The 25,176-nt window shown below is 37.9% G+C and carries 28 protein-coding genes, 1 tRNA gene and 6 pseudogenes; 13 read left to right on the forward strand and 22 right to left on the reverse strand.

Annotated elements, in window-relative coordinates:
* Positions 1 to 4: 4 nt before the first annotated feature.
* From CVPH_RS09685 to rpe, 7 genes are all read left to right on the forward strand, one after another.
* Positions 5 to 544, forward strand: coding sequence for a ubiquinone biosynthesis accessory factor UbiJ (locus CVPH_RS09685; RefSeq protein WP_201341502.1), 540 nt, complete (start codon positions 5 to 7; stop codon positions 542 to 544).
* 2 nt (positions 545 to 546) lie between these two features.
* Complete coding sequence (gene ubiB / locus CVPH_RS09690; RefSeq protein WP_201341503.1) at positions 547 to 2,151, forward strand: 2-polyprenylphenol 6-hydroxylase; 1,605 nt, start codon at positions 547 to 549, stop codon at positions 2,149 to 2,151.
* Positions 2,152 to 2,300: 149 nt separating this feature from the next.
* Positions 2,301 to 2,981 (forward strand): 50S ribosomal protein L25/general stress protein Ctc, encoded by a 681-nt coding sequence (locus CVPH_RS09695; protein ID WP_201341504.1) that lies wholly within the window; start codon positions 2,301 to 2,303, stop codon positions 2,979 to 2,981.
* A gap of 16 nt (positions 2,982 to 2,997) precedes the next feature.
* Entirely contained in the window at positions 2,998 to 3,573 is a 576-nt protein-coding gene (gene pth / locus CVPH_RS09700) for an aminoacyl-tRNA hydrolase (protein ID WP_201341505.1), read from the forward strand.
* A gap of 23 nt (positions 3,574 to 3,596) precedes the next feature.
* Positions 3,597 to 4,688 carry a redox-regulated ATPase YchF gene (gene ychF / locus CVPH_RS09705; protein WP_201341506.1) on the forward strand — a complete coding sequence of 364 codons (1,092 nt, stop codon included), beginning with the start codon at positions 3,597 to 3,599 and terminating at the stop codon, positions 4,686 to 4,688.
* 31 nt (positions 4,689 to 4,719) lie between these two features.
* On the forward strand, positions 4,720 to 6,258 hold the full coding sequence (gene gpmI / locus CVPH_RS09710) for a 2,3-bisphosphoglycerate-independent phosphoglycerate mutase (RefSeq protein WP_201341507.1): 1,539 nt from the start codon (positions 4,720 to 4,722) through the stop codon (positions 6,256 to 6,258).
* A gap of 36 nt (positions 6,259 to 6,294) precedes the next feature.
* Entirely contained in the window at positions 6,295 to 6,966 is a 672-nt protein-coding gene (gene rpe, locus CVPH_RS09715; RefSeq protein WP_201341508.1) for a ribulose-phosphate 3-epimerase, read from the forward strand.
* Positions 6,967 to 7,174: 208 nt separating this feature from the next.
* Here rpe and CVPH_RS10900 read toward each other — a convergent pair whose 3' ends face one another.
* The 3 genes and pseudogenes from CVPH_RS10900 to ppsA all read right to left on the reverse strand — a co-directional run bounded on the left by CVPH_RS10900 (position 7,175) and on the right by ppsA (position 10,162).
* A complete protein-coding gene (locus tag CVPH_RS10900; protein ID WP_281064646.1) occupies positions 7,175 to 7,375 on the reverse strand; it encodes a kinase/pyrophosphorylase in 201 nt (66 codons plus the stop codon).
* Entirely contained in the window at positions 7,368 to 7,538 is a 171-nt protein-coding gene (locus CVPH_RS10905) for a kinase/pyrophosphorylase (RefSeq protein ID WP_342590438.1), read from the reverse strand. Before CVPH_RS10905 ends, CVPH_RS10900 begins: the two co-directional genes overlap by 8 nt.
* Before the next feature lie 252 nt (positions 7,539 to 7,790).
* A pseudogene (gene ppsA, locus CVPH_RS09725) lies at positions 7,791 to 10,162 on the reverse strand (phosphoenolpyruvate synthase).
* Positions 10,163 to 10,541: 379 nt separating this feature from the next.
* Between ppsA and rpsB the strand changes: the two are divergent.
* From rpsB to CVPH_RS09755, 6 genes and pseudogenes are all read left to right on the forward strand, one after another.
* Positions 10,542 to 11,318 (forward strand): annotated as a pseudogene (rpsB, locus tag CVPH_RS09730) (30S ribosomal protein S2); the annotation flags it as partial.
* 242 nt (positions 11,319 to 11,560) lie between these two features.
* Positions 11,561 to 12,439 carry a translation elongation factor Ts gene (gene tsf / locus CVPH_RS09735; protein ID WP_201341510.1) on the forward strand — a complete coding sequence of 293 codons (879 nt, stop codon included), beginning with the start codon at positions 11,561 to 11,563 and terminating at the stop codon, positions 12,437 to 12,439.
* Between the two features lie 213 nt (positions 12,440 to 12,652).
* A complete protein-coding gene (locus CVPH_RS09740; RefSeq protein ID WP_201341511.1) occupies positions 12,653 to 12,841 on the forward strand; it encodes a hypothetical protein in 189 nt (62 codons plus the stop codon).
* A complete protein-coding gene (locus CVPH_RS09745) occupies positions 12,838 to 13,071 on the forward strand; it encodes a DUF2141 domain-containing protein (RefSeq protein ID WP_201341512.1) in 234 nt (77 codons plus the stop codon). Before CVPH_RS09740 ends, CVPH_RS09745 begins: the two co-directional genes overlap by 4 nt.
* Positions 13,068 to 13,403, forward strand: coding sequence for a hypothetical protein (locus CVPH_RS09750; protein ID WP_201341513.1), 336 nt, complete (start codon positions 13,068 to 13,070; stop codon positions 13,401 to 13,403). The genes CVPH_RS09745 and CVPH_RS09750 overlap by 4 nt, the downstream gene beginning before the upstream one ends.
* A 192-nt stretch (positions 13,404 to 13,595) precedes the next feature.
* The gene (locus CVPH_RS09755; protein ID WP_201341514.1) at positions 13,596 to 14,195 is read left to right on the forward strand and encodes a LytR/AlgR family response regulator transcription factor; all 600 of its coding nucleotides are present in this window, start codon (positions 13,596 to 13,598) and stop codon (positions 14,193 to 14,195) included.
* Positions 14,196 to 14,387: 192 nt separating this feature from the next.
* Here CVPH_RS09755 and CVPH_RS09760 read toward each other — a convergent pair whose 3' ends face one another.
* From CVPH_RS09760 to CVPH_RS09845, 19 genes and pseudogenes are all read right to left on the reverse strand, one after another.
* The gene (locus CVPH_RS09760; protein WP_201341515.1) at positions 14,388 to 14,912 is read right to left on the reverse strand and encodes a hypothetical protein; all 525 of its coding nucleotides are present in this window, start codon (positions 14,910 to 14,912) and stop codon (positions 14,388 to 14,390) included.
* Positions 14,913 to 15,103: 191 nt separating this feature from the next.
* Positions 15,104 to 15,265 carry an ATP-binding protein gene (locus CVPH_RS10430; protein ID WP_225879721.1) on the reverse strand — a complete coding sequence of 54 codons (162 nt, stop codon included), beginning with the start codon at positions 15,263 to 15,265 and terminating at the stop codon, positions 15,104 to 15,106.
* Positions 15,266 to 15,359: 94 nt separating this feature from the next.
* Positions 15,360 to 15,737 carry a histidine kinase dimerization/phospho-acceptor domain-containing protein gene (locus CVPH_RS09765; protein ID WP_201341516.1) on the reverse strand — a complete coding sequence of 126 codons (378 nt, stop codon included), beginning with the start codon at positions 15,735 to 15,737 and terminating at the stop codon, positions 15,360 to 15,362.
* A 431-nt stretch (positions 15,738 to 16,168) separates the two neighbouring features.
* Entirely contained in the window at positions 16,169 to 16,531 is a 363-nt protein-coding gene (locus CVPH_RS09770; protein WP_201341517.1) for a PhoU domain-containing protein, read from the reverse strand.
* A 15-nt stretch (positions 16,532 to 16,546) separates the two neighbouring features.
* Positions 16,547 to 17,369, reverse strand: a pseudogene (gene pstB / locus CVPH_RS09775) (phosphate ABC transporter ATP-binding protein PstB).
* Between the two features lie 4 nt (positions 17,370 to 17,373).
* Positions 17,374 to 18,654: pseudogene (pstA, locus tag CVPH_RS09780) on the reverse strand (phosphate ABC transporter permease PstA).
* Positions 18,655 to 18,678: 24 nt separating this feature from the next.
* A pseudogene (pstC, locus tag CVPH_RS09785) lies at positions 18,679 to 19,515 on the reverse strand (phosphate ABC transporter permease subunit PstC); the annotation flags it as partial.
* A gap of 60 nt (positions 19,516 to 19,575) precedes the next feature.
* Positions 19,576 to 20,042 (reverse strand): annotated as a pseudogene (locus CVPH_RS09790) (substrate-binding domain-containing protein); the annotation flags it as partial.
* Positions 20,043 to 20,212: 170 nt separating this feature from the next.
* Positions 20,213 to 20,494 (reverse strand): hypothetical protein, encoded by a 282-nt coding sequence (locus CVPH_RS09795; protein ID WP_201341518.1) that lies wholly within the window; start codon positions 20,492 to 20,494, stop codon positions 20,213 to 20,215.
* 165 nt (positions 20,495 to 20,659) lie between these two features.
* The gene (locus CVPH_RS09800) at positions 20,660 to 21,061 is read right to left on the reverse strand and encodes a hypothetical protein (protein ID WP_201341519.1); all 402 of its coding nucleotides are present in this window, start codon (positions 21,059 to 21,061) and stop codon (positions 20,660 to 20,662) included.
* A 165-nt stretch (positions 21,062 to 21,226) separates the two neighbouring features.
* Positions 21,227 to 21,901 (reverse strand): DUF1302 family protein, encoded by a 675-nt coding sequence (locus CVPH_RS09805; RefSeq protein ID WP_201341520.1) that lies wholly within the window; start codon positions 21,899 to 21,901, stop codon positions 21,227 to 21,229.
* A gap of 15 nt (positions 21,902 to 21,916) precedes the next feature.
* Positions 21,917 to 22,303 carry a hypothetical protein gene (locus CVPH_RS09810; protein ID WP_201341521.1) on the reverse strand — a complete coding sequence of 129 codons (387 nt, stop codon included), beginning with the start codon at positions 22,301 to 22,303 and terminating at the stop codon, positions 21,917 to 21,919.
* Positions 22,269 to 22,514, reverse strand: a complete 246-nt coding sequence (locus CVPH_RS09815) for a hypothetical protein (RefSeq protein WP_201341522.1) — start codon at positions 22,512 to 22,514, stop codon at positions 22,269 to 22,271. Before CVPH_RS09815 ends, CVPH_RS09810 begins: the two co-directional genes overlap by 35 nt.
* Positions 22,498 to 22,803 (reverse strand): hypothetical protein, encoded by a 306-nt coding sequence (locus CVPH_RS09820; RefSeq protein ID WP_201341523.1) that lies wholly within the window; start codon positions 22,801 to 22,803, stop codon positions 22,498 to 22,500. Before CVPH_RS09820 ends, CVPH_RS09815 begins: the two co-directional genes overlap by 17 nt.
* The gene (locus CVPH_RS09825; protein ID WP_201341524.1) at positions 22,800 to 23,168 is read right to left on the reverse strand and encodes a hypothetical protein; all 369 of its coding nucleotides are present in this window, start codon (positions 23,166 to 23,168) and stop codon (positions 22,800 to 22,802) included. The genes CVPH_RS09820 and CVPH_RS09825 overlap by 4 nt, the downstream gene beginning before the upstream one ends.
* A gap of 173 nt (positions 23,169 to 23,341) precedes the next feature.
* Positions 23,342 to 23,427 (reverse strand) — tRNA-Leu (locus CVPH_RS09830).
* 16 nt (positions 23,428 to 23,443) lie between these two features.
* Positions 23,444 to 23,812 carry a preprotein translocase subunit SecG gene (secG, locus tag CVPH_RS09835; RefSeq protein WP_201342476.1) on the reverse strand — a complete coding sequence of 123 codons (369 nt, stop codon included), beginning with the start codon at positions 23,810 to 23,812 and terminating at the stop codon, positions 23,444 to 23,446.
* Positions 23,813 to 23,814: 2 nt separating this feature from the next.
* Complete coding sequence (gene tpiA / locus CVPH_RS09840) at positions 23,815 to 24,561, reverse strand: triose-phosphate isomerase (RefSeq protein WP_201341525.1); 747 nt, start codon at positions 24,559 to 24,561, stop codon at positions 23,815 to 23,817.
* Positions 24,562 to 24,632: 71 nt separating this feature from the next.
* A complete protein-coding gene (locus CVPH_RS09845; RefSeq protein WP_201341526.1) occupies positions 24,633 to 25,151 on the reverse strand; it encodes a YqhA family protein in 519 nt (172 codons plus the stop codon).
* Positions 25,152 to 25,176 lie beyond the last annotated feature (25 nt).

The following is a 25,176-nucleotide window of genomic DNA, read 5'->3' on the forward strand; positions in this document are numbered from 1 at the left end:
CCCGATGCAGCCCTTTGCAATTTTTTGGCATAAACAAGCCGTTATTCTTGAGCAAGCATTAAACCACTTAATCATTAACAGCAAAGTTGACATTGGCGTGCTTAATGGCAAAACGATTGGCTTTTCTTTGCAGGATTTACCATTGGACGTGCACTTTGTATGTGCCAATAATCGAATATTTGTTTTGTCTGCCACTGACAAACCCACAAACGTTAATATTAAGCTCAAACCTATAGTATTTATATCCTTGTTCCAAGGTAAAGACCTAACTGAGCTGCTTAGACAAGATAAAATTAATATTCATGGTGATGTTAAAACTGCTCAATTATTGGTTGGTTTACTAAAAGAAGTCGATATTGACCTTGAAGAAATAGCATCAAAATACACAGGTGATATAATTGCCAACCAACTTGGAAAGCTAACAAAAAAATTCAACCATACCGGTGCACAATCAAACAACCTGCTTGAGATAATTAAAAACAGGCTGTCTACCTTGTTAATCAATCCAATTAAATCTGAACGATACAAACATAAAAACAGTTAGCCATGCACAGCCTTCTAAGATTTATTAAAATTTCTCGTGTTTTGATGCGCTATCGTCTTGATTCTTTGGTGCTATCAACACCACTACTGAAAAGCTTCAAGCCTTTGGTGTATCTCATTCCTTGGCATTACTTCCCCATTAAAAAATACACACGAGGCCAACGTATTCGCTTAGCACTAGAAGAGCTAGGGCCCATATTTATCAAATTTGGGCAAACGCTCTCTACTAGGCGTGATTTACTACCAGGGGATATTGGCGATGAATTAGAAAAATTGCAAGACAGTTGTCCCGCTTTTGACCCAATAAAGGCCAAGCAAATTATTGAACAATCATTAGGTGCACCCACTGAAAGTTTATTTAAACGCTTTGATATTAAGCCTCTAGCCTCAGCCTCAATTGCTCAAGTGCACACCGCACTAACAAATGATGATAATGAAGTGGTGGTTAAGGTTGTCAGACCTGATATCGATAAAGCCATCAGGCGTGATATTAAACTAATGTACACCTTAGCAAGGCTATTTAATAAACATCCGATTAGTAAAAAACTACGTCCTATAGAAATTGTAGCAGAGTTCGAAGGCATTATTTTGAATGAACTAGACATGCGCATTGAAGCCAAAAACTGTTTAAGAATTGGCAAAAATTTTAAAAATTCCAGTTTGCTTTACATTCCAAAAGTTTACCCAAGCTTGTGCCATAAGAACATTCTAACCACTGAGCGCATTCATGGTATTCCAGTAGGTGACATTAAACAACTAAAAGCCAATCATATTGACATGAAACGATTGGCAGAAGAAGGTGTGATTATTTTCTTCACCCAGGTTTTTAAGCATAATTTTTTCCATGCTGATATGCACCCTGGTAATATTTTTGTCAGTACTAATGGACAATATATAGGGGTTGATTTTGGCATCATGGGCACGCTTACTGAAGCTGACAAAGACCTTCTAGCGGATATTTTTCTGGCTTTTTTCAACCAAGATTATAAAAAAGTAGCACAAACTTATATTGACTCTGGCTGGATAAGCCCAACAACAGACATATCTGCCTTTGAAGCTGCCGTTAAAAGAATTTGTGAACCGATGTTTGAGAAGCTTCTAGGTGAAATCTCTTTTGGTCAGGTATTACTTGAACTTATTCAAGAGGCTAAAAATTTTGACATCACTATTCAGTCACAACTGTTATTATTAGACAAAACCTTATTAAATATTGAAGGGCTTGGCAGGCAGTTGTATCCACAGCTCGACTTATGGACAACTGCAAAACCATTTTTAGAAGATTTAGTTAAAGAGAAATACAGTGTGAAAAATACCTTTGAAAAAATAAAAGACCAAGTGCCACAACTCCTGAAAGATATTCCAGAGTTGCCTGCCTTGACCATTAATGCGCTCAAGCAATTAAACAAAATAAAAGACATTGGACCTCTTCATGCTCAGCAAACCGATAGTATTGTTAACCAACTCAAAGACAATGCAAACAGGCAAATTTATGCTATTTTTGCTGGCGCTTTGGCTATTCTTAGTGGCATTTTAGCGGTTAATGAATTTTGGCTACCAAGTTTGCTCAGTAGTGTTATTGCTTTGATATTTTGGTTCAAGTCTAGATAGGTAGTTTTCTTAATCCCAACATAGAAAATTTGTTGTTTTACTTTTGATTAGGTTTTCGGGTAAAATAGCCCTCTTGATATGTTTGGTCGCAAAATATATCTTTTGTGTGGCGCCCATTGCGGTGTTTTTTTATTTTTTGGAGTATCAACATGAGTTTAACAATTAACGCTTTAACAAGAAATGATCAAGGTAAGGGTGCGAGCCGCCGCCTACGTCGCAATCATAAAGCCCCTGCCATTGTTTATGGCGCTGGCAAAGCCCCTAGCAATATCACCCTAGATGTTTTTGAAATTACCCACCTATTAGAAAACGAGGAATCTTACACTTCAGTGCTTGATCTAGTGGTTGATAAGAAAAAAGAGGCTGTGATTATTAAAGATCTACAACGCCATCCTGCTAAAAACATCGTCACTCATGTTGACTTTCTACGTATCAACTTAAAACAAGCTATTGTCACTAGCATCCCTCTACACTTTAATGGCGAGGAAGATAACGAAGCAATGCGTCTAGGTGCAATTCTTAACCAATTTGTTACTTCAGTTGGGGTTTCTTGCTTACCAACAGACTTGCCTCACGCTATTGATGTAGACATCAGCAACCTCGCAATGGGCGAACATATTAGTTTGACAGGTCTTAACATGCCAAAAGGCGTGGTTATTACCGCACTAACACATGGCGATATTGAAGCACGCGATCAAAGCGTTGTTGCCGTTCAAGAGCCTAGAAAAATGGCCAAAATTGAAGAAGAAGCCTCTCCTGTTGTCGCTGAAGGTGCTGACGATGAAAATACCGAAAACAATGATACTGATAAAGACAAATCAGTTTCATAATTTAAACTGAACTAACATGACGATAAAACTAGTTGTGGGCCTAGGTAACCCGGGCAAAGACTGTCAGTCTCATCGTCATAACGTAGGGTTTTGGTTTTGTGAGACTTTAGCACACCTGTACACTGGTAATTTTAAAAAAGAAGCAAAGTTTTTCGGCGAAGTTGCCCAAATTAATATATCTGGCCACAACATTCGATTGCTCAAGCCTACTTCATTTATGAATTGCTCAGGACAATCTATTCAAGGCATTGCTAATTTTTATCAAATTAATACCAATGAAATATTGGTTGTGCATGATGAGCTAGACATCAACCCTGGTATTGCAAAAATTAAATCTAATGGCGGGCATGGCGGGCATAATGGCTTAAGAGACACTATTAAAGCCCTTGGCACTAAAGCATTTCACCGACTGAGAGTTGGCATAGGCCATCCTGGTGATAAATCACAGGTGGCTAGTTTTGTACTACATGCGCCCAGCAAGAACGAATTAGAAAAAATACAAACCGCTTTGAGTGATTCATTGCAAGTCATTGAAGATATAATTAAAGGCAACTTTGATAAAGCTATGAAAACCTTACATACAAAAGAATAAACAATTTAGAGGAATGATAAAAAATGGGATTTAAATGCGGTATAGTTGGTCTGCCAAATGTTGGAAAGTCAACCTTATTTAATGCATTAACTCAAGCTGGCATTGAATCTGCCAACTACCCTTTTTGTACGATTGAGCCAAATGTTGGTATTGTGCCTATTAATGACTCGCGCTTAGAGGAGTTGGCAAAAATTGTTAGTCCTCAAAAAATTCTACCCACCACAATGGAGTTTGTTGACATTGCTGGATTGGTCAAAGGCGCTTCAAAAGGCGAAGGATTAGGCAATCAATTTTTAACCAGCATCCGTGAAACAGACGCCATCATCCACGTCGTTCGTGCCTTTGATGATGATAATATTATTCACGTATCTGGCAAGGTTTCACCACTTGATGATATTGAAATCATCAACACTGAGCTTATTTTAGCTGACTTAGATGTGGTTGAAAAACTGTATCAAAGAGCCCTTAAAAACACCAAGTCGGGTCAAAAAGATGGCATCCCTCTTAAAAATCTATTGGCAAAAATATTGCTTGTACTTGAACAAGGAAACAGCGTCCACACACTCTCGTTTGATGAGGAAGAATTAAAACTACTAAAAGGCTTTCAACTGCTCACTATTAAGCCTGTCTTATACGTTGCCAATATAAGCGAAGACGGCTTTGTTGATAACTCTCACTTGGAAATAATAGAAAAATTCGCCCACAGCGAAAATGCGCAAACTGTCGCCATTTGTGCTGAAACTGAAACTGAAATTGCCGAATTAGACAAAGACGAAAAGCAAGAGTTTCTATCTGAAATGGGGCAAAGCGAATCAGGGCTGAACAGATTAATTAAAGCAGGATATCAATTATTAGGGCTACAAACGTATTTTACCGCTGGCGTACAAGAAGTACGTGCATGGACAATTAACACTGGTGATAGCGCCCCGCAAGCCGCTGGAAAAATTCACGGTGATTTTGAAAAAGGCTTTATTTGCGCCCAAACCGTTGCATTTTCTGATTTTATTGAGTTTGGTGGTGAAAAAGGTGCAAAAGAGGCTGGAAAATTACGCTCAGAAGGCAAAGAATATATTGTTCAAGATGGCGATGTGATACACTTTCTGTTTAATGTATAAACTTATTTAACCTTGGTACAGATCATTACTAATGCAATCTAAAAAACAAACAAAATTATTATTAATTCTAGACGGCTGGGGGCATTCTGAAACCACCCAAAATAATGCTATTGCACTAGCAAATACCCCAGTTTGGGACAAATTAAACCAAACCTTCCCACACTCTTTAATCCACACCAGTGGCAAAGACGTTGGCCTGCCTGGCGAGCAAATGGGAAATTCAGAAGTGGGGCATCTTAATCTGGGCGCAGGACGCATTGTGAAACAAGACTTTACTCGCATTTATAACGAACTTCAAAATGGCGACTTCTTTAGAAACCCAATCTTAAAAAACTCATTAGAATACGCAAATGACAATAACAAGGCAGTTCATATTATGGGGCTTTTATCTGATGGCGGGGTACACTCGCACGAAGAACAAATCCACGCTATGTTAGAAATGACACACAAACAAGGCTGTAAAAACGTCTACTTACATCTATTTACAGACGGCAGAGATTGTGCGCCAAAAAGTGCTGAAAAATACATTCAAAAACTTGAAGACAAAATGGCTGCCCTTGGTACAGGAGAAGTTGTTAGCATTATTGGTCGATACTTTTCAATGGATCGAGACAATCGCTGGTCACGCATTCGTTGTGCTTATGAGCTTATCGCCAAAGGCAAGGCGAAGTTTTTAGCCCAATCTGCCCTGCATGCTGTTGAATTGGCATACGCGCGCGGTGAAACCGATGAATTCATTCAATCAACCTCGGTTAAAGCACCAACTTCAATTAAAAAAGGCGACGTGTTAATTTTTATGAATTATCGCGCAGATCGTGCTAGGCAAATTACACGCGCTTTCACTGATGAAGATTTTCAAGGGTTTTCACGTGGAACATTCGTCCCAACACAATTTGTCTGCCTGACTGAATACAAAAAAGACTTTAACCTACCGGTGGTTTATCCATCTTCTAAACTGAATAACGTTTTAGGTAAATATTTATCAAATTTAGGCATGACCCAACTTAGAATTGCTGAAACTGAAAAGTATGCACACGTCACTTTTTTCCTCAATGGTGGCGTCGAACAAGCTTTTAATGGCGAGGACCGCATACTAATTCCTTCACCTGATGTTGCCACTTATGACTTACAGCCTGAAATGAGTGCTTTTGAACTCACTGATGCACTGGTTGAAAGCATTGAAAGTCAAAAATATGATTTAATTATTTGCAATTTTGCCAACACTGATATGGTAGGTCATTCTGGTAAATTAGACGCCACTATTAAAGCTGTTGAAACAGTTGATAGTTGCCTAGGTATTATTCATAAAGCTATGTTTGCCATTGGTGGCGAAATGCTAATCACCGCTGATCATGGCAATGCAGAACAAATGGTTAACCCAGAAACACATGAGGTGCATACAGCACACACCAACAACCCGGTGCCATTAATCTTTGTTAGTAAGCGTAAAGCAGACGTTGCCAAGCCAGAAAAAGGCGCATTATCAGACATTGCACCAACCTTATTAGCAATGATGAATATTGAAAAACCAGATGAAATGACTGGTAATAGTTTATTAACATTTAAGTAAAATAATAACAAGATTAACACTCACAAGGAGAAACCTTTGAAACAAACTAATTTTATTGCCCCTTCGATTCTTGCGGCAGACTTTGTCAGACTGGGCGAAGAAGTTGACAATGTGCTTAAAGATGGCGCAGATATCGTCCACTTTGACGTCATGGACAATCACTACGTGCCAAATTTAACAATTGGCCCTTTGGTGTGTGAAGCGCTTAGAAATCATGGCGTTAGTGCACCAATTGATGTCCACTTAATGGTGAAACCCGTTGATAGAATTATTCCTGATTTTATTAAAGCTGGCGCATCATATATCACTTTTCATCCAGAAGCATCAGAGCACATTGACAGAACATTAGGCCTAATTCAAGAGGGAGGGTGCAAAGCTGGCTTAGTATTTAACCCCGCAACGCCACTACACGTACTAGAAAATGTCATGGACAAACTAGACATGATTTTATTAATGTCAGTTAACCCTGGTTTTGGCGGGCAATCTTTCATTCCTCATACATTGGAAAAATGCCACAAAGTTAGAAAACTGATTGATGCAAGTGGCAGGGACATTCGTTTAGAGATTGATGGTGGTGTAAAAATTGACAACATTCGTGAAGTGGCTAAAGCTGGTGCAGATACATTTGTTGCTGGCTCTGCAATCTTCAATACTGAAGATTACAAGGCAACCATTGATGCTATGCGCATAGAATTAGCAAAAGCCTAACTAATAATCTAGGCCTTAAACGACGTTATTAGGCCTAGATTATTAACGATATTGGCGGCAATTTCTTCAATAGATATTTGGCTAATATCAACAAAGATAATCTGATTAGTACCAAACACATCTTGCGCGCAACGAACTTTTTTTGCATTGAGATAATGCCATGTAGTGGCTATTACGCTTACTGCGGATTTTATGTAAACGTGTAGAGTTAATCATTAACCCAAACAATTTTGTGTCTGCACGCCTGTAAAGATTCAGGCAAGCACTCGGTATGCAAATCTTGCTCAATTAGTGGATAATTTGTAGCGTAAATACCGTATTGTAATACCAGTAGCAAGCAAGCTGTGGTTTTTCCTGAGCGTGAAACACCTATCAATATAACATCAGTAGTAGCATAATTTTTATGCATTAATACCCTTATCACTATTAAGCACAAAGTTAACACTATTAGTTTTATTAAAATAATTACTGTCGCCATGCACTACTGTATGTGCAAGCCCTGTTGTATGCAAGGATTTACTGTGCAAGGCTGCTTCCATTTTAGAGATGAAAATGTCAAACAAGTCAAACAATATGCCATTACTCTGAGCTAATAAGTCACAATGTTTTTGGTTTACTTGCGTGCTAAAATCAGCAATGGCTCATCATTTACTTGGCAATTATGATTAATTTTATTGACCACTTTTTTGGTTTTTCCTAGCGTATCAATAAAAGCCAAGGTAGTGGTTTTAAATTCAATTTGAGCAAATTAACTACGCCCTAGCGTTTCTGATATAATGCCAATACGGTCAGAGATAAACAAACAACTCGCTTCGTGTTCAAATTTAAAGATTCCCCAAACTGCGCCAAGTTTGCAACACTGTATCAGGGTTTAAAGAGATACTGGAGATTTTTTGCTGTAATAACCACGCTGAAAAATCAGAAGGACCTTGGCCACAAATGCCTACATATTTACCTTGTGCATGGGCAAAGCTTCAATTGCCATACTTAATATGGCTTTCACCGCAGGGTTGCGCTCATCAAACTCATGTGCTATCAGTGCTGAATCACGATCCATGCCAAGCGTAAGTTGCGTCATGTCGTTTGAGCCAATTGAAAAGCCGTCAAAATATTCTAAAAGTTGCTTAGCCAATATTGCATTGGCAGGCAACTCACACATCATGATAATACACAAACCCTCTTTGCCTCGCTCCAGGCCGTTTTCCTTTAGTGGTTCAATAACTGCAGATACTTCGCTAACAGTGCGTATAAACGGAATCATAATTTGTATGTTATTTAACCCCATATCATTACGAACTTTACGGATGGTCTAACACTCCAGCTCAAAACAACCACGAAACTCGGTTGAAATATAGCACGCTGTACCACGAAAAGTCCAAGCGTTGGGTTTTCTTCTTTAGACTCATACAAACCCACCCGCATAAAGATTAGCATACTCATTTGACTTAAAATCAGACATGCGAATAATAACACAGGCCTGGCGCAAAAGCCGCTGCAATAGTAGCAATGCCTTCCACTAGTTTTTCTATATAAAAACCCACTGGGGTTGTATAGCCAGAGGTTCTGCGCTCAATCTCTAAACGCACTTGTTCAGACTGTTGTTCAAACTCTAATAATGCCTTTGGGTGAGTGCCAATCGTGTTGTTAATAATAAATTCTAGCCTTGCGAGTCCTACGCCAGCATTAAGAATATTGGAAAAATCAAATACCGTGCCTGGATTACCGATATTAAGCATAATTTTTACTGGAATTTTTGCTAATATATCAATTTGAGTTTTGGTATGTTCAAAATCCAGTAACGCTTGATACACATAGCCCGTACCTCCCTCAGCACAAGAGGCAGTCACAGACTCGCCATTGGTGAGTATTGTGCTTGCATTTCCAGTGCCAACAACAGCAGGCACACCTAACTCACGAGCAATAATGGCTGCATAATAAGTTCGCCCCCCACGATTGGTAATAATGGATGAGGCTCTTTTCATTACAGGCTCCCAATCAGGGTCGGTCATATCTGTGACTAGCACATCACCATATTTTACCTTGTCCGTCCCTGAGATATCATTAATAATATTTACTGTACCTGAGCCGATACGCTATCCAATAACCCTACCTTCAACCAACACTGGGGCGTGTTGTTTTAGCTGATAACGATCTACTTGGTGTATATTGTGTTCTTGGCTTTTAACCATCTCTGGACGTGCTTGTACAATATAAAGTTGTTTATCATTGCTATCTAACGCCCATTCAATATCCATGGACCTGCCATAATGCTTTTCAAGCAATACCGCATAAGCAGCTAACTCTTGTACTTGTTGGTCATTCAAGCTAAATTCACGCTACTGTTTTTTGAGACACTGACTCAATGCTTAACCGTGTCTTTTAAGTTATTATAGGCATAGGTCATCTTAAATTGCTTTAGATCCAAGATTTGGACTAAGTATTGCCTATTTACCAGGCGCCAAAGCAGGCTTATAAACGTAAAGCTCATCCGGGTTTGACCGCCCCCCTTGCACAATAGCCCCCTAATCCATAAGCTGAGGTAATAAACAACGCATCCTTAAAGCCTGATTTAGTATCTAGGGTAAACATAACGCCGCTAGAGGCAACATCACTACGCACCGTTTGCTGAAAAAAACACCTACAGATAAAAAACCGCCTCATGTTCAAATTTTTGATGCACACGATAAGAAATTACCCTATCATTGTAAAGTAATGCAAATACTTTTTTAATTGATATTCATATCATATCAATTGAGCCAACATTAAGGTAGATTTCTTACTGCCCAGCAAATGAAGCCTCTGGTAAATCTTCAGCTGTAGCAGAAGATCGCATTGTAAAAGTTGCTTGTTTGCCTAATTCACTTTCAAATTGTTGGTGTGCCTTGACAATAGCCTCATGCAATACTTTAGGAAAAGCGCCTTCCATCGCCCAGGTTCTAATTTGCTTACCCGTTGTGCTTAATGCATCAATATCATTAATATCCAGTGTTGCCAATACGGCATCAATTTTAAGTTTTAACTTATTGTGTTTTAAAAAATCTTGGAAGGCACCAACTGTCGTTGAAAATCCATTGGGAACACGCACACCTTGTTTTGACAAGCCAATAATCATCTCTCCTAATGAGGTGTTTTTACCACCCACCAAGTTAACATCTTTGATGCCTACTGACTTTAACCAAACAATATATTTATTCACCTCTCCCTCCTCAAGGTTTGATTTGAATGAACCGCTACTAACAAGAACTTAAATTATTATTTAATCCAAGACTTTTATGTATAACAACGGCAATTAACAAAATATCACCATTTGGTTTTAAAAGGTAAATCATGCCTATTTTAGAGATAGGAAATATCATCGTATGCAACCTAGCCCTTAGGTATAATCTCTGCTTTTATGGTTTTTGCAAAAACCAAATTATTGAATTGCGCTTTTCTTGAAATGGCAAGTTCAGTTTTTATTAATGTATCACACAGCTCGACATATTAGTCAGGGTGCTCTTACAAAAGAGTTGGCTGGTAGAAGTTGTGGAAGAAGGTGTCAATAGGTGCTTTATTTAACCCTTGGAGAAAATATAATGGCAAAAACGTCAATGAAAAAAATGCTAGAAGCTGGTGTACATTTTGGTCACCGTTCTCGTTTCTGGCACCCAAAAATGGAACGCTTTATTTATGGCACTCGTAACGGTGTTCATATTATCAACCTAGAAAAAACACTGCCCCTGTTTAATGATGTGCTTAATTTTGCAAGCAAAACCACAGCAGACGGTGGATCAATTTTATTTGTAGGCACAAAAAGAGCGGCGAGCGATATCATCAAACAAGAAGCCATACGTTGTGGCATGCCATATGTTAATCACCGCTGGTTAGGCGGCATGATGACAAACTACAAAACCATTAAAGCCTCTATTAAACGCTTAAAAGACCTTGAGTTTTTAGCTGAAGAGAATTTTAATCAATTTGGCAAAAAAGAAGCTCTGATGATGACGCGTGAAATGAAAAAACTAGAGCGTAGTCTTGGTGGTATTAAAAATTTAGGCGGCATTCCAGATGTTGTCTTTGTAATTGACATTGGTGTTGAAAAAAATGCAGTTGCAGAAGCTAAAAAACTACACTTACCCATTATTGGCATTGTAGACACCAATCACAACCCTGAAGGTATTGATTATGTTATCCCTGGCAATGATGACTCCATTAGAGCAATTGGTTATTACGCAAGAGAAATTGCAAATGCTATTTTAGAAGCCAAGGCTGCTACTGGCACATCAATTGAGAAAAAGGTTTCGGTCAAAAAATCAGAAACTAAAAAACTGGCCGCCAAAAAAACGCCTGTTGAACAAACGCCAATAAAAGAAGAGGCTACTAAAGCGCCTGTTAAGGATAAGGAAGACAACAAGCCTGAAACACTAAATAAAACAGTCCTTAATACAATGAAAAAAACTGACTTAGTTGCTTACGCTGAAACACAGGACGTAGCTATTAATAGTGCCGACACTAAGGCAAAAATTATCGAAAAGCTTGCATAATTCAACGCATTGATTAATACGCCTTTACTGCTTACGGGTGGTAAAGATGCAACACAAACAGGAGATTAATTATGGCAATTACAGCCTCTTTAGTTAAAGAATTAAGGCAAAGAACGGGTGCAGGCATGATGGACTGCAAAAAGGCCTTAACTGAAACCCATGGCGACATAGAAGCAGCTATTGACTTAATGCGCACCTCTGGCACTGCTAAAGCTGCTAAAAAATCAGGTCGTGTTACAGCTGAAGGTTTGGTTAAAATTAACATTAGCACTGACAAGAAAACAGTCACCATTTTAGAAGTTAATTCTGAAACTGATTTTGTTACCAAGGGCGATGCCTTTATTGATTTTGTTGATATGCTTGGTGCGCTAGCACTTAAAACAACACCCGCTAATATCGAAGAATTTTTATCTCAAACGCTAGACAATGGCGACTCACTAGAAAAAGCGCGTGAGGACATCATTGCAAAAGTAGGTGAAAATATTGCAATCAGGCGCGTACAAACAATCACAACTGATAGTGGCGTCATTGGTGCGTACAAACATGGCGAGCGTATTGCTGTAGTAACAGTGCTAGAAGGTGGTGATGAAACGCTAGCAAAAGACATTGCAATGCATATTGCTGCCACCAAACCAGAATGTATTACTGAAGCAGAACTATCGACAGACCTTTTAGAAAGGGAAAAAGCAATCTTTATTGAGCAGGCCAAGGAATCAGGAAAACCAGACAGTATCATTGAAAAAATGATTGTTGGTCGTATGAAAAAACTTGTGAGTGAAGTAACGTTATATGAACAATCTTTTGTTAAAGGCCCTGACACAACAATAGGCAAACTTGCACAATCAAACAATGCACAAGTTAAGTCTTTTGTGCGATTTGAGGTTGGCGAAGGTATTGAAAAGAAAGAAGAAAACTTTGCCGATGAAGTTATGGCACAAATTCAAGGTTAATACTGATTAAAAGGCGGTTATTCGCCTTGCCGCCCAGAACATAGTTTCTACCCATGTCTTGGTTTGTTACGCACAAATACACAAATAACGCCAAAGACAGGAGACCGCCCAGTTTATCCGGTCAAAGATCTCTAAAAACAACCCTTTATCTGTTTGTTTCAAACAATGAAACAAAGCAATTAGACTATCATTTTTCAAATAAAGGAGAATGAAATGAAGAAAATAATACCTATATTGTTGTTCGGTTCAACATTATCCTATGCTACTAATATTGAAGCAACCATTAACAATATCAAACCTATCATAGGTCGACTATCAATTGCGCTTGACACTGAAGATACCTATGATAAAAACGACAAGTCAAATAGCATTTTTAGTGCTAGAAAAAAGTATCGGCCTTGAGTCATAAAATTATCATTAATGGCGTTGAACCTGACACTTATGCCCTTTCTATATTTCACGATGAAGATAATAATACGCTAGGTACTAATTTTTTTGGTGCACCAAATGAAGGCTATGGGTTTTCAAATAATGTTATTGGTAATTTTGGCAAACCAACATTTTCAGAAGCTAGTTTTGTTATTAATGATAACAAAGAAACCATTAATCTTGACGTGGTGCTAGTACGATGAACAGAAGAGAATTTATAAAATCAACCAGCACTTTAGCATTAAGCAGTTTGGTATTTCCACATCTGTCATTTGCCAAACAAGATAAGTGGATAACAGCATTCAATCAAAACCTTAAAATTAAACCGTGGCTTATAGGCTGGCAAGGCACAAATAAGGAAATTCTTCAAACTATTGATATTCAAATTGAAGGAAAAATATCCCACTTAGGAAAAATGGTAGACACCGCCAAGCGTTTGCTAGAAAAACATAAGCAAAAAATGACAATGCCCGCTTTTGATACACACCTGTCTGACAGAACTTCCAGTGCAGAGAAATTGAAATTAAATTTTTAAAACCTTTAACTGGCTTTAGTCAGTGGAACTAGCCTGTGTAATACGGCGTTACAAATATGAACAATAAACTTATTCCTATTTATTATTGCCACTTTAGTTTTTAATACACTAATTACCCTACTGGTATTCGCACTTTCTAGCCACGCATCTTTTATCTCATTACTATTTATCTCACACAGCATTGGTTTATCCATGATGACAAGTAATTTTTTCATTCCTTATGGGCGTTATTCGCAAAACATTACTAAGATAGTAATGTATAGCCTGACAAGGTTCGTACTAGGCGGGATAATTGCCTTTATTGGACATGAATTAATTTTTGACACCGCCTTAAATTATACATTTGTTTATATCAGTTTGTTCTTCGGGGTAATTGCCATTGTTATTGCTTGGCTATATTTCAATCGTTTAGAAAACCAAGAAGCGCTTGAAAAAATCAAGCAAAAACTCAGTGATGGTAACACGAAATATTTGCTTTGGATTAAAGCTACTGATGCCAAAGGTGTCATATTTTTAATCAATGTTAAAGACATTAAATACTTTAAACCACAAGACAAATATACTAATATTTACACCCAAGATAAAGCATATTTAATCAATACCGGCATTAAACTATTGATTAACCAATTAGACCCAAATTACTTTTGGACTATTCATCGCGGCACCATTGTAAACTTAGAATTTATTAGCAAAATATCCAAAAACAAACAGGATAAATTGATGGTTCATTTAGATGATGACACCGCATTATCAGTAAGTCGTAACCATATTAACTTATTTAAAAAAATGTAACCTTACTCCATCTAAAAGACTTTTTCTGCTAAATTTAGCCCCTATATTATTTTATACCTGCCGTTTATCAAACAAGTCATACAAAAATATTCAGTATTATTATTTTTTCAGACATAAAAAAACCACCCCAAAGGGCGGTCTTTATTTAACCTTAAACTACTAGATTAACCCAGCAGTCAATTGGCCAAGTCTTTACTTAGCAATCACTTGATCACGACTGTCAACTGATGCATTAGCTTTAGCATCTGCATAACCTTTAGCATAAGCGTCAGCTTGTGCTTTAGCGAATGCATCAGCCTGGCCTTTGGCATAAGCATCAGCGACACCTTTAGCATTAGCATCAGCAGTACCTGCATATTGACCATCAACAGTTGCATTAGAAATGTTCTTAGTTTTGTTCTTGTTGTTGTAATGGAAGCCCCAGTCAGAATCGTTGTTCATGTCGTTGTTGTTTGAAAAAGGACCCCAGTTGTTAGCGCCGTTGAAAGGACCCATATTTGAACCGCCGTTGAAAGGACCCATGTTGTTGCCACCATTAAAAGGACCCCAGTTAGAACCGCCATTCATTGGGCCAAAGTTAGAACCGCCGTCAAAAGGACCCCAATTATTAGCACCGTTACCATAGCCATAACCGTTGTTGTTTGAACCATTGTTAAAGAAACCAGCTGATGCTGATGTAGCCGCTACTAAAGTAGCAATCGCAATTATTTTTTTCATATTAATCTCCAAATTTAAAAGTATTAACGCTCTTATTGTTAAGCGGGTTTTAGGTATCAGACTTTGTGGTCTTGATGGGGGTATTATATGGTAAATATATTAGAAGTCAATGATATTATAATATATATTTTAGAAAGTGCCTAAAAAAGCCGATGTGATACAGAATTACAGAATAAATTAGCGTCGTTATATTAAAAAATCACGCTGCTTTTAGCAAAACATACGTTAAACACAGAACCTTTGCCAAGTTCGCTTTTTATATCTAATACGCCGCCATGCCTTTGGGCGGTGTGTTGAATAATCGCCAATCCAAGACCAGTGCCACTTTTTTTGACCTCTAGATCTATTATCAATACGGTAAAAACGTTCAGTTAATCGTGTTAAGTGTCTTACAGGAATACCAGAACCGTAGTCTTGAACCTCAAAACACGCCCCACCTTCTGGCCCTTAGCGCCAGCTAACAATAATTTTAGTGCCATCTGGCATGTGCCGTTTTGCGTTAAATATCAAATTAGAACAAAGGCTAATAATTTCAGTTTCAATGCCAAGTATTAGTGCCTTTGATGGTATTTTTGTAATAATTAAATCACCTTCATCGCTACAAATATGATTAATCACCTTTTCCATATTAATTCCCGTGCTCGCCTCATGGGCTAACTTAGTGCTTTCTAAGCGCGAAAGCGTTAAAAGATCTTCAATAATATTGCCCATTCTTTCTGACTGCTCATAAGATGACTGTACAGCTTTAAATAGTGTTTCTGGCAAAAGATGGCTGTCTTGCATCATCTCCAGGTAGCCTGAAATGACTGTTAATGGCGTGCGCAACTCATACCCGATACATTAGAGATAAAACTTTTACGCATGTCTAAAATTTGAGCTCTCTCACTAATATCTCGCGCAATTAACAATTTTAAATCAGCATTAATAACAATAACTCTTAACGATAGTTTAATAGCTGAATTTTTTGGTGATTCAATTTAAACCTCATGATTGCTTTGCGTTATAAGCAATTTATACAACTCAGAAGAGCGAATTAAATCATCAATACGCTATCCACGATCAACTTTCATGCTAATGCCTAATAATTGACCAGATAGCTTATTAGTCCAATCAATTTCATTGTTACCATTTTAAGCACAACAGTGGCATATGGCAGTCCTTTTACGATGCTTTGAGAGCGTTTTAGCAGGGCATTCATGCGAGCAAATGAGTCTAACGTGTCCATGTTTGGCATAGTCATCGCTTTGTTTCCCAAACTAGAAAGCTCGACATGCATTTCGGCTGCCACTTCCTTTAAGGCCAATTTTTTCAGCCTCATCACCCATGCGCTCTAAATCAGTAATAATTTTAACCACGGCAATAACGAGCCTTAAATCACCAGCAGCTAGTTGCCTTTTTGTAAAAACCTTGGCACAATCTGCATCAATTTTCATCTCCATTTTATTGATTTTATAATCAGACATGGACACCTCTTTTACCAATTCTTTATCTTGATTAAGCAATGCATAAATCGCATTTTTAACCTGCAATTCAACCAGGCTGCCCATACTTATAACCTTGCTCTTAATGCTTTTTAAGTCCTGATTATATTGTTGTGATATGTGTTGTTGAATCTCCATAGTACCCTCCTATAACTAGCCGAAACGGCCTGTAATATAATTTTCTGTTGGTTGATATTCTGGATTGGTAAATACGGTACTTGTGTCGCTCACCTCAACCAAATGACCCGTATGAAAATAAGCTGTACGCTGCTGCGAGACTCTAGCAGCTTGTTGCATAGAATGCGTCACAATAACAATGATGTATTTTTTACTTAACTCAATCATTAACTCCTCAATCACAGCAGTGGTAATTGGATCAAGTGCAGATGTTGGTTCGTCCATTAAAATAACTTCTGGGTCTATGGTAATGGTTCTGGCAATACACAGTCGCTGTTGTTGCCCTCCAGGTAGCCCTATACCCGGCTTGTGTAAATCATCTTTAACCTCATTAAAAAGACCTGCGCGTGTTAAGCTTTTCTCAACCAGGTCATCTAATTCTGCTTGATTACTTGTCAATCCGTGTAACTTTGCACCATATGCAACATTATCATAAATAGATTTAGAAAAAAGGGTTGGGATTTTTAAACACCATGCCAACCCTGGCACGCAACAAAACTGGATCTTGTTGTCGAACGTATATATCCTCATTGTCTAATTTAATTTCACCTCTTGTTTGGCAACTTTGAATAGTGTCATTCATTCGATTTAAACACCTTAGAAGGATTGATTTTCCACACCCAGAAGATCCCATAGCAACAATTTTGTTTTCCCCAATGTCTATACTGGTGTTAAAAATAGCCTGTTTTTTCTCATAAAAAATATCAACATTGCGTGCTGAAATTTTAGCATTGTCAATAAAGGGCGTGCCTTTCGTATCATTAATTTCTACATCGAATTCGTTGCGTTTATTTATCATTATTCTAACCTAGTATTTTTTTTTCAAATCTTCTGCGCATAATCACGGCAATAAAATTCATCATCACCAAAAATCCTATTAGGGCTGTAATTGCTGCATATATTCTTTCAATAAAAGCGCGCTCCAGGGAACTGTCTGACTGCAAATATATTTGCACAGGTAGCACCGTTGATGGATCGGCAACCCCTTGAGACACATCTGCTACAAAAGCAACCATGCCAACCATTAATAGTGGTGCTGTTTCGCCAAGCGCTTGCGCCATACCAATAATTGCACCTGTCAATATACCCGGCATAGCAGCAGGCACAACATGATGAAACTCCATTTGCACACGAGAAGCCCCTAATGCCAATGTTGCCTCACGGATTGAATAAGGCACTGCCTTTAAATCTGCTCTGGCAGTAATAATAATCATGGGCAATGTCATTAGTGTCAACACTAGACCGGCCCACCGAAGGCACCGATCTAGGCACACCAAACAAACCAATAAAAACTGCCAACCCCAGTAAACCAAAAACAATTGAAGGCACAGCAGCAAGGTTGTTAATGTTAATTATATCGACCCATTTATTGTTTTTCGGTACAAATTCTTCCAAATATACAGCCGCCAACACACCAATTGGAAATGAAAGCAACATAGTCACCAACATGACTAATAACGGCCCAACCACTGCACCTTTAATACCTGCTTGTTCTGGCTCACGAGAATCACTCTGCGTAAAAAAGTAAAATTGAAGCGTTTTTCTAATCGCTGCTCAAACAGTAACTGACCAATCCAAATCAATTGAAAATCTTTAAGACGACGATTCGTTTCAGGTAATGACCTATCAACCCCTCCTTTGATAAACACATCTATATCGTCCTTGGCTAAAAACCAAAAAGACTGGGTGGTTATCATATTCGGGTTGTCCATAACAAAATCTCTTAGCTGATAAGCAACGCCACTACTCACCAATTGCTTTAATGCTTTATTGTTCTTCCCCTAACCTTTAACATTAAAAAATAGCTTCTTTAAAGAAGCTTTAATTGCTTTACTATAACTGCCTTGGAGAAATTATTTGTCATTAGAATTTGAAATAACGCCAAATATATCCTCATCAAGATTGGCTTCTAAATTGATATAGGTTTGTTGAAATACAGGCAATCCATTAAGTGAAATATTCACCAGTAGGGTTAACAAAAAGGCAATACTAATAATGATAAACGCAACACCATATAAGCGAAATCGCCTTTCTTTAGCATAACGCTTAGCCAGCCTTTTTCTAATTATCTCGTTATTAATCATGACAGATTTTTGCATAATATACTGCTACTCATATTGTTCACGATACTTACTCACCATATATAGTGAAATAATATTTAGTCCCAGTCCTAATGCAAAAGCGGCTAATGTTTTAGGACTGTCAAACTCTTGACCTCCTGTCAATAGAGTTACTATTTAGGCAGTGGCCGTTGTTACTGCTTGTAATGGATTTAGTGTGCGATTTGCAAATAAACCTGCCACAATCACCACAAACATGGTTTCACCAATGGCGCGTGAAGCCACCAACAAAACACCACCAACAAATGCTCGGCAATGCTGCTGGAATAATAACCTGCCTAATAGTTTCTGACTTGGTTGCACCCATTGCATAAGAGCCATCACGCATTGTTTGAGGAACGGCGCAAATAATATCATCTAACAATGACGAAACAAAAGGAATAATCATAACACCCATCACAATACCAGCTGCAAGTGCACCTTCTGATGCTAGTTGCAAACCCAGTGATTCTCCCATATCGCGAATAAATGGCGCAACTGTTAATGCAGCAAAGAATCCATAAACCACAGTAGGAATGCCTGCCAAAATTTCAAGTAGGGCCTTTGCAAAGGCCCTGAATTTATCTATCGCATATTCAGATAAGTAAATAGCCGACATTAGTCCTAAAGGTACTGCAATCAGCAAGGCAATAAAAGAAATCAACAATGTGCCTACAAAAAGAGCCAAAGCCGCCAACTTGGCCTTCTCTAATTACCTCTTGCAGACTCCAGTAACGTGCCAAACACAAATTCAGAAATAGGTGCACTCTTGAAAAATTGAACAGCCTCAAACACAACAGAAAAAACAATACCAATGGTTGTTTGCGCATCAATAGCAGTCTTAACAACCATTGGTTCTGCAAAAGCATCTCTTGTCCCAGAAGTCGGTGGCGGGCCTAGTACTTAAATTCTAGTGTTTGGCAGCTTGGCATTAACATCACGCCAATTCAGATAAGGATTATCAATCAACACACCCTTGTTGCCACTTGGCACTTATTTTGCCAGTGTTAAGAATAAATCTCGACGAGTTAAGTCAAAAACAGGGGCTTGTTTTGAGTTTGCAATGGCAATACCATCATAGCCAATTTTCACCTCAACAATATCTTTAACCCCCATTTTTTTTGGCATTTTTTAAACTCGCTATATTTTATTCGGCATGAGGCGTTGGTAATGTCTGGTGTGTTAATACCCCTACCCGAACAAAAAAGTTTCATACCACCTCCTGAACCTGTTGATTCAATCTTTGGTGTTTTGCTCCTTGTTTTTTTACCATGGATTTCAGCAACAACTGTTGCAAAAGGATAAACTGTTGATGAGCCTACCACATCAATGTAGTTTCTCACAACAGACATTGCGGGCGTAAAAATTGTCATTATTACAACAGCGCCAAAGACAACTACCACATATTGAACTTTATTTTTCATGATTATTACTCCATCTTGTTAAAAACGCTGCCAGTTTAATCAATGAATATGACAGAGTGAAAAATAATTCTCACTTAACTTCACGCAACTATTTCTAATAATCAGAAATAGACATTACCTCAATCTTGTTGAGTATTAACCCTTAAGGTAGAAACTGCTGCAGGAGACAACGTGAGGCCTTGCTTGTTGTGAGTTGCGCCCGTTACCCCAAAAAAATTTCTCCGGTATTGTCCAACATCGTTATCAATAGTAAAATTAGGCCTCGAGGTTTTGTTTTCTTTCAAGGTGGAAGAAAAATCAGTTTGTATTAGCCAATTACTAGGCTTAACCCTATTTTGAACTCGAGGTTTTGTATCATTTAGCCAAACGCTTGGATTTTTTGCAGTATTGTAATGATTCATAACGCTTGAAGGAGCTCTCCAATAAGGATTATTTGTCTGATTGTTGTAATTTAGCGCCCAATTGTTGCCGTTCCAAAACGCAAAGGATGCATTGGATGTTATTAATAAAAAAAATAATAACCAGTTAACTTTTTTCATAAAAATATCCAGCAATCAATCATCATCTTAAAAAAGAAAGCTTACTTTAGCAAAGATTCTATCATTATTCTTAATATCTTCGAATACTGGCAAATCTCCACCCATATAATCAATCACACCGCCACTGATTGAGGTTTGATCATCAATGACATAATCAAACGACACTCTTGCCGAGCCACCTACTTGCACGGATTTTCCAAAGACACTAATCACAACTGTTAAATCCAAAGTTTGATTAAAATAAAATTGGTTAAAACGAACCACTTGTTGGTATTCCCTTTTTGACTTGAAGCCGTTTGATTTAATATTGATTAAATGAGAATAATCATGAATGTTACGTATAGCGACTTTGTAACCAATAGAGCCGTCAGTAATGCCACTATATTCGATGCCTAGCAACAAGTCGGTTCTCGCCTTGGCGTCACTCATACCATTGTATTTAATGTGGTTAAAATGTGCATTTTTCGACTTTTAATAAATAACTATCAATCGCTTGATTATAAGCCATGCCTAACATTTTTGAGTGATTATCAAATTGCAATACACCGCCTTCTAAATACGGCTTGTCAGTATAAGTATCTGCAAAATATAGGCCTATAAATCATAACCTTCAAAAATGCCTGTAAAACTTAATGCCACGCCTGTATTATCCAAGGCATTACTAGGTTTATTAACAGGCTTATCTGCACTTATTTTAAAGTCAGAACCATAGGCGGCAGTTTTGCTAAAACGATTTTCATGTAAAACAATCATGGATAAATTCAACTTATCAAAATAATAATCCAGTTTACTCATCAACCTACCAAGACGTAAATTTTTAATACCTACCAAGCCTGGCATACGATTGTCCAATGGGTTGAGAACATCTGTTATGCGAATAGAATCTGACCTCCCCCAGACAACAATTTGTCTGCCAATTTTAGGGTTAATGCTACCTTCAAGGATTAACTCATTTAAATTCAATTCGTGCTTATAGCCCTTTGGCGTAGTAGTCATGGTGGTTTGCATCGCCACCCAAATGCCATTAATTTGTGCCAACTTACGCACATCCATACATTTCACTCTTTTACTTTTTTTCAAATAAAACTTAGCACGTACCAGCACATAATTGTCTTTACGCACATATAAAATACTCTTGGTATAATCGGCTTCATCAATGATGGCTTGATTATTTAGCAATGATTCAATCACCCACACCGCTTCATTGCCGCGTTTACGTTTAATGGTGGTTTCTTTAAGCACAGCTACCACACTCAAAGTTTTACCCACAAAATATTCCTTAGTTTAAATGCTATTAAGGTAACGACTGGTAGATTCAATTTTATTAAGCACCACTGGCTCATATAAACCGTTTTCTTTGCCAGTGTCAACAATAACCTCTAGAGTGATTGAGCTTCTTAACTCCTCATCTACAACTTCTGTGGCAATCCTAGAAGTATTATTTTCAGGGAACCACTTAAGCGGCAAATGTGAAAAGCGCAATTGTGAGTCAAAAAAGACAGTAATAAGAATCATTAGTGTGCTCACAAGCACAATAGCTTTCGGATAGTCTGTTGCAATGTTACTAATCCCTAACAAAAACCTATCCATTTGAGTGTTACCCTCTTGGTTTTCTTTAACTGCCTTGTGCTTAAGCTTAGTGGTACTCAGTATGGCCGATACTAGCACCAAAGTAAACAACAAGCCAACACCACAATACACCACTACTAGCAAAAACACCCAAATCAGCAACAGGAGCAACCGCTGAAAATGAAAATGACCAAAGGCCTGCAACGGTTGTTAAAACAGTCATCACAATGGCCAGTCCTGAATGCCCCATTGCATAACGCAGTGAGGCTTTCGTATCTTTTAATTTGACATAACCCTTATAAAAGACACTCAATAAATGAATCGTGCCACCTGTAACAACTTGCCAGCAAGAAAGACGGTATAATTTGCTTTAAAGTGCCGGCAATAACAGCAGAGCCGGTTAAATAAATATCAAAATTATCTACTTGAAAAGCTTTAATAATTTGTTGGATTTTAATCACGATTTCGGTATTTTCCGTATCGCTTAAATACAATTGTTCTGATACTTCACTTGGCTCATCTGCAAACTCATCTTCCTCGCTGAGCTTAATCAAATACCCATCAGCATCAAATGATGAGTAAGTTTGCGTATCAATAATCAAAGTGGTGAAGGTTTGATCCTCGCTATCTTTAATAATGGATTGATCAGCGCTCTTTGTTTTTTCGGGTAAATTTCTACTTGGGACTTAGACAATTGTTCAAATAAATCTTCAACAATTAAACTACCCTTATTGCCATAAGTGTTTCTAGCATTAATAAGTGAACCCACCTCTTCAATATAAGGCAATTCATTCTCAAGTCTTTTGTGCAACTTCTCAAGCTTTGTCAAAAAACCTTTTGTTGAAGTGTCCATGGTTAGATGTTTAAGTTGGAAGCCCATTGCTAATACTAATAACAATATAGCCACAATAACTTTCTTCTGATGATCAAAGATAAAATCTGAAAAATATTCAAATTTTCTTTCCACGCGATAACACCAATTCGTATTCATATATAAGCCTATTTAACAACAGATTAAAAAACTACTTGGTAATACGACAATTTCAATTTATTTACAAATGATTGGTACGAGACACTTATTAAAAGTCTTCGTTTTTTTATATTGCGCCCTATTCAGATTTTAAATAGAATTATCAAAAATGGTGCCGATGGCCGGAGTCGAACCGGCACAAGCCTAGCTTACTACCCCCTCAAGGTAGCGCGTCTACCAATTCCGCCACATCGGCATATAAGTTTGGAATATTACTGATTTGGAATATCGCTAATATCTGACTCAGTTGAGATGGGCATAACAACCATAGGCACGTCAGATGGAACTGTCTCGCCTGTTACTTGTTCCATAATACTTGTTAGTTCGCTATTAACACCACTGTCATTGTCATTGGTTGCTAAATAAGCCAATATCAAACTGGTTAGAAAGAAACCAAAAGCCAAACTGGCAGTTAACTTGTAAAGAAATGAATTTGCACCTCGTGCACCAAAAACTGACCCAGAAGCACCTGCACCAAAAGCAGCACCTGCATCAGCACCCTTGCCATGTTGCATTAAAATTAAAGCAATTAAACCTAGTGCCAATAATATATGAACAATTAAAATAAGTTGAAACGACATCATTAACCTGCTTTACAAATTTGTAAGAAATCTTGTGCTTTAAGTGAAGCGCCCCCAATTAGACCGCCGTCAATATCTTCACAATTAAGCAATTCAGCTGCGTTACTAGGATTCATACTACCGCCATAAAGAATTGGGGTGGTTTGCGCGATATCAGCGTCGTGTTTAGCTAACATTGAACGAATAAAGGCATGTGTGTCCTGTGCTTGCTGTGGCGTTGCGGTAACACCTGTGCCAATTGCCCAAACAGGCTCATAAGCCACAATAATATTTTTAAACGCGTCAATACCAACCTGATCAATCACCGCTTGAATTTGTTTTGAAACAACCACTTGCGTATTACCAGATTCTCTGTCTTCTAACAATTCACCGATACAAAAAAGCGGGGTTAAATTATTATCCAGTGTAACTTGTACTTTTTGTGCAACAATCTCATCGGTTTCACCATAAAGACTTCTGCGTTCTGAATGACCGACAATAACGTACTGTGCACCAAAATCTTTAATCATATCAGCACTGATTTCACCTGTAAAAGCGCCCGATGCATTGATATTTAAGTTCTGCGCGCCTAAATTAAGTTGTGAATGTACAGCCAATGCCTCAACCTGTGACATATAAGGTGAAGGCACACAAACAATGACCTTAGATTTAACATCTGCCATGCCTGAAAGAATGCCCATAACCAATGTATTGGTCGCTTCTTTTGAAGCATTCATTTTCCAGTTGCCCGCTATGATTACTTGACGCATAATTAATTATCTTTCAAAAAATTGAAACGATGTTACGCTATTTAGTTGTAAAAATCAATCCTATCAGGGTCTTAGTGTGAAGATTTCGAGCCAAAATATAAGGCCAAAGAAACCATTAAAATACCCAAAGAAAAATACATCAAATCCAATGCCGAATTAAATGACATTGACAAAGACACCTCAAAAAAAGTCACCACTAAAATCATAAGTATTACCTTAGCAAGTTTAGATTTCAAATCATCCAATGAATTAATCACCAAAACTTTAGACGACTGACCACTTTCTTTAGCCTCATCAATGTCACTAATAAAAAGCTCGTACAAACCCAATGAGAAAATTAACAAAATGGTTGCTAACAAAAATCCATCGATTGAACCTACCGTATGCGCAACCAATTCAATCTTTAACAACTTTCTAACCTCTGTTGTGGCTGAAATATAATCAAAAGCGTGCACCAATAAAGCAGCCACATCAACTGCAGTGATAACAAATAGTAATAATGACAACAGTAACGACGAAATAACAGCTGCCAAAACCATGTGGCGAGAACCCCACAATAATTTTTCAAAATACTTTTCTAAACCACTCATTGATTAACCCACGTGCATAATATAC

Source organism: Abyssogena phaseoliformis symbiont OG214, from assembly GCF_016592595.1.
Lineage (GTDB): Bacteria > Pseudomonadota > Gammaproteobacteria > PS1 > Pseudothioglobaceae > Ruthia.